4 protein-coding genes are annotated in these 4,549 nt (G+C 41.4%); 2 read left to right on the top strand and 2 right to left on the bottom strand.

The window, feature by feature from the left end; genetic code table 11:
• Positions 1–437: 437 nt before the first annotated feature.
• Together HPY74_19980 and HPY74_19975 are read right to left on the bottom strand one after the other, a co-directional pair.
• The gene (locus HPY74_19980) at positions 438–710 is read right to left on the bottom strand and encodes a hypothetical protein (GenBank protein ID NSW92888.1); all 273 of its coding nucleotides are present in this window, start codon (positions 708–710) and stop codon (positions 438–440) included.
• A gap of 71 nt (positions 711–781) precedes the next feature.
• On the bottom strand, positions 782–946 hold the full coding sequence (locus HPY74_19975; GenBank protein ID NSW92887.1) for a hypothetical protein: 165 nt from the start codon (positions 944–946) through the stop codon (positions 782–784).
• 203 nt (positions 947–1,149) lie between these two features.
• Between HPY74_19975 and HPY74_19970 the strand changes: the two genes are divergently transcribed.
• Together HPY74_19970 and HPY74_19965 are read left to right on the top strand one after the other, a co-directional pair.
• Positions 1,150–3,282 carry a hypothetical protein gene (locus HPY74_19970; protein NSW92886.1) on the top strand — a complete coding sequence of 711 codons (2,133 nt, stop codon included), beginning with the start codon at positions 1,150–1,152 and terminating at the stop codon, positions 3,280–3,282.
• A 137-nt stretch (positions 3,283–3,419) separates the two neighbouring features.
• Positions 3,420–3,872, top strand: a complete 453-nt coding sequence (locus tag HPY74_19965) for a hypothetical protein (GenBank protein ID NSW92885.1) — start codon at positions 3,420–3,422, stop codon at positions 3,870–3,872.
• The last annotated feature ends 677 nt before the right edge of the window (positions 3,873–4,549 follow it).

Below are 4,549 nucleotides of genomic sequence, written 5' to 3'. Positions count from 1 at the left end.
GGGGTTTTTGCTCTCTGACTGTACTCATACAACTCCGGTGTATTCACGCTGACTCTCATTACCCTCGCTATCCGCTTGCTCTTACTCATGCATTCACTTCGCCTGGAACAATTACGGCACAACTCTCGAATGTCAAGGGGACGGGGTTGTTGACAACAATTCTTCCTGTACACAATTGAGAAAGTAAAATGGCCGAGTTCTGCGAGGGATTCGGCCTTCGTCTTTAAAGCACCGGGGCTACCCAGGTAACGGACTTTGCCGGGCGTAAGAACAGCTTTACCTAAAATGTCAAGGGGACGGGGTTGTTGACAACATTACCAATCAAAGTAACACGAGGAGACGGTTCTTTTGACACTTGTGGCGGGCAATGAGATAGTCTAGGGATCGTGATTCCTGGCGTATAAAGGAGAGGGAAGCAATGCCTCATATGCTGTTAGCTATTCCGGCATCATTAGAAAGGTAAAAATTAGCCTTAAGCAATCCCTAAAGCCCTGGTTATAGCGCAGATTATCAGAAGCTGATATATAAGAATAATGGACTTCTGAATAAATTCTAAGTAATTCTTTGGCTTGTTCATTTGGTTGAAGCTGAGTAAGAGTATTGTAAATACGGTCTAACTCCAATTCAGCTTGTTTTAACTCCTTTTCAATAATTATTCTAGATTGGTTTTTATCAACTTGATTAGAAAACTCAATGAGCAAATTCCTCATCGTGATTTCCTCCTCTATTTTTTCAGACTGCAAATCTTTATTCATTCTAACTAACCAGTTTTTTTTTCTTTTCACATGTCAAGGGGACGGGGTTGTTGACAACTTTTCTTCTTGAACACAATTAAGAAAGTAAGATGGCCGAGTTCTACAAGGGATTCGGCCTTCGTCGTTAAAGCACCGGGATTACCTGACTTTGCAGGGTATAAGAACAGCTTTACCATTAAGGTTGTCAACATTCCCGTCCCCTTGACATTCTAGGATGGGAAGAAGACCTTAGTCAACAAGACCTATGATTAAGTAGGCAACCTGAAAAGAAGTCACTGACGCATCCGGTGCTACCCAGTACGAATATGATGATCTGGGACGGCTTATATATACAAACTACGGAAATGGATTCAGAAAAAACTACACCTATGACAGCGCTGACAGGCTCACCGAAATGCGAATCATGCAGGGCGGATTAAACCAAATCGATTTGAAATACGAATATGACCGCGTCGGACGGATGACGGCAGTCAACGATAATGGCAAATGGTTTAAGTACCAGTACGATCAAACCGGGCGCTTAACTAACGAGTCAAACGGTGTTACAGGCATCAAATCAGAATACTCATATTATCCCTCGGGTAATTTGAAAAGCCTGCGCCACTTTGACGCAGGTGAGATAGTTGCCAACTACAAGTACAAGTATGATCTGCGTGGAAATCAGGTGCAAAAAGATGAAGGCTCCGATACCAGCAGATACTATTATGACGCTTTATCCAGGTTAAAGGTAGCCGAGCTGCCTGGTGATTTAACCCAGAATTACGAATATGACGACTTGAACAATATTCGCGAAATAGCCCAGATAAAAGGAGGTCAAATTGAACAGACCAACTTCACTTATGACCGCAACAGCCGCCTGATGCTAAGTGAAACAGCCTGCGGCCAAACCTTAAAACAATTACGGTTTGACTATGATGAGGAAGGCAATCAAGTATATAAAGAAGAAGTCAATAAAGAAAACGGGGACTTGATTTCCAGCAGTGCCACCAATTTCTGGTACAATGGTTTTAACCAGCTGCAGCGGGTGCAAGATCCCAACGGACAGTACATTGACTATACCTACAACGCCCAGGGGCTGCGCACTAAAAAGGACTTTACGGACCGCGCCGTAAATTATATTTATGATCGCGGCAGCATAGTTTTGGAAAGCGATAAGGACTTAAAAGTTGGCGCAAAAAACATCCGGGGTTTACGGCTAATCTACCGTGAATCCAACGAAGAAAACCTGTATTATCTCCACAACGCTCACGGAGATGTGGCCAAACTGCTAAATGAAAAGGGCTGGGTTGTTAAGGATTATGAATACGATCCCTATGGGCGGGAGGAAACAGCACCGGTAAAAGCATACGGGGGCGATGTGAGTACAGAGCTATGGCGCAATGAAACCCAGAAGATCGACAACCCCTTCCGCTACTCGGGGGAGTATTATGATTCGAGCAGTGGCAATTATTATTTGCGAGCAAGGTATTATGATCCGGATACCAGAAGGTTTACATCTGAGGACAGTTTAAAAGGAATACAAGAGTTAAATTATTATGCCTACTGTTCCAATAATCCTGTAAATCGAATTGATCCCTCCGGTCATTTCAATGTTCCTCCCGATCCGGGCGAGAATCCTTCGAGCAGCAGCGGAACAAGTAGTAGCTCAAACAGCTCGAGTAAAGGATCAAGCGGCTCAAGTAAAGGATCAAGCAGTCAAAAATACTTAACCGGAGGGCAGGTTTGCTACAATATATCAACCGATCCAAATGTTTGGATACCCAGCGATCCACAGCCCATCGGTTCACCGGTCTATTGGCCTAATGGTTCTGTAACCTACTACATTGCTCCTGATCCAGGTGAAATATCATATTCTGCTCCTACCACAAAGGCGGGCTGGAGCAGGTACGATATCGTAAAAAGTATGAATAATGACCTAGCAGTCAATCAAAAAGCTGAGATATTTAGGCTTACCGCGTTGGAAAAGGCGTTTACCAGCGAATGCATTCGCATTGAGGCAGCTAGAGCGGCGGCAGCTCAAACAAGACCTTCTCGGACGGGATCATCAATTGTATCTAGGTATATCTCATATTTTGGAAATAGGATATTAAGTTCTGCGTCTACAGTTTGTGGTTATGAAAACGATGTTTATATCGCAGAAAGTGGTGGTATATCAGGATCAAACAGTATAAGCGATTCAATATATAATTCTCGCCCGTATAAATGGTTTGAAAGGCAAAGTCCAGGAGTACAGCTAGCTGTAGCAGTTCCCGGTGCTTTTGCATTAGCTGGTGCAGAAGTTGTGGTTGCAATTGGAGGCACTGAAGTTCTAGCAGGGGATGTTTTAGTTGAGGCCGGTTCAGTAGTTATGTCATATGGATATAGATATGGTTACAAAGCCATGCAATGCCTTGAAAACGCTGCTGATATTGCTGGGAGTTACTACGGGAAAGGGGCATCGCCACCTCCGAATACTCCTGGTGGTTTTGCCTATGAAGTAGGAAATTGGTTTGTAGGTTACTGTGAAAACGGAGCAAAAAGACAATGAGACTCGATATTCGTTTCTGTCCATGTTGATAAAAAAACTTATTAAATACACAAAAAGACGTTTATAATCACAATCTGAGAGTCCAAATTTCCAAGGCGTTAGGGGTTCTTAATAAATGATGCTGACTATAAAGGAGGATGATTGATCTGGGAAATGAAAGACTCATCACAATAATGAATGACTTCTTTGAAAAAAATCCACCACCTTATTTTACGTTTGATTATGGAAAACTAATACCTATTAGGAAAATAAATAATTCTCGCAGATTATATGCACATATAAATCCCGATATAGAAATACCGCTGATTTTATTGGACGATACTTTCTTTAGGTCGGGAAAAATAGGAATATTAGTTACTGATCAGAATATTTTTTACAGACTAAAAAACAAACGTAATGGAGTAATGAAGACAGGCAAGTTTCCTTTAAGCGAAATAAAGGCGTTTAGTATTGTTCCGGCCCTAAAAGGTTCGAATTTAATTGTAAATAACCAAGTGGTTGCTTATATAAGAGTTTATTTTCAAAAAAATGAAGCAGAAATATTGAACAGAATAATAGGTATCTTAGTAGCGGATGTTCAATCAAAGTAAGTCCATGCCAAGACCAGCTATCTTAAGTCAAGCAAAAATATAAAAATGGTTAGCCCATGGGGACATAATCCTTTTTGTCCCTCATAAATGTCATAAATGTCAAGGGGACGGGGTTGTTGACAACATTTCTTCCCTGGAATGCTCAGGTGTGATTGGCTTCGCAACTAAATTGTACTATGAGCGGGTATGCTTTTTGTGCTTTTATCAGACTTTTTCAGTGGTCTCGGACTGTTCTTTTGATACTGTTAGCTATTCCGGCATCATTAGAAAGGTAAATATTAGTCTCAAGCAATCCCTAAAGCCTTGGTTATAGCGCAGATTATCAGAAGCTGATATATAAGAATAATGGACTTCTGAATAAATTCGGAGTAGTTCTTTGGCTTGTTCATTTGGTTGAAGCTGAGTAAGAGTATTGTAAATACGGTCTAACTCCAATTCAGCTTGTTTTAACTCCTTTTCAATAACTATTCTAGATTGGTTTTCGTGTCAAGGGGACGTTTCGTGTCAAGGGGACGGGGTTGTTGACAACATTACCAATCTAAGGTAAATTGGGTTGGGGGTGATGTCAGTGCCCAGACAGGCTAGAGAAAAAAGTGAAACCGGAATTTATCATATTATGATAAGGGGCATAAATCGGCAAAACATTTTTGAAGATGAAGAAGATTACTCGAGCTTAA

The organism is Bacillota bacterium (assembly GCA_013314855.1).
In the GTDB taxonomy this organism is placed as follows: domain Bacteria; phylum Bacillota; class Clostridia; order Acetivibrionales; family DUMC01; genus Ch48.
This window is presented reverse-complemented; position numbering and strand designations above follow the sequence as displayed.

Coding starts and splice junctions, on each gene's coding strand:
- HPY74_19975 (NSW92887.1), bottom strand. CDS start 946: ATGTTGACAACCTTAATGGTAAAGCTGTTCTTATACCCTGCAAAGTCA.
- HPY74_19980 (NSW92888.1), bottom strand. CDS start 710: ATGAGGAATTTGCTCATTGAGTTTTCTAATCAAGTTGATAAAAACCAA.
- HPY74_19970 (NSW92886.1), top strand. CDS start 1,150: ATGCGAATCATGCAGGGCGGATTAAACCAAATCGATTTGAAATACGAA.
- HPY74_19965 (NSW92885.1), top strand. CDS start 3,420: ATGATTGATCTGGGAAATGAAAGACTCATCACAATAATGAATGACTTC.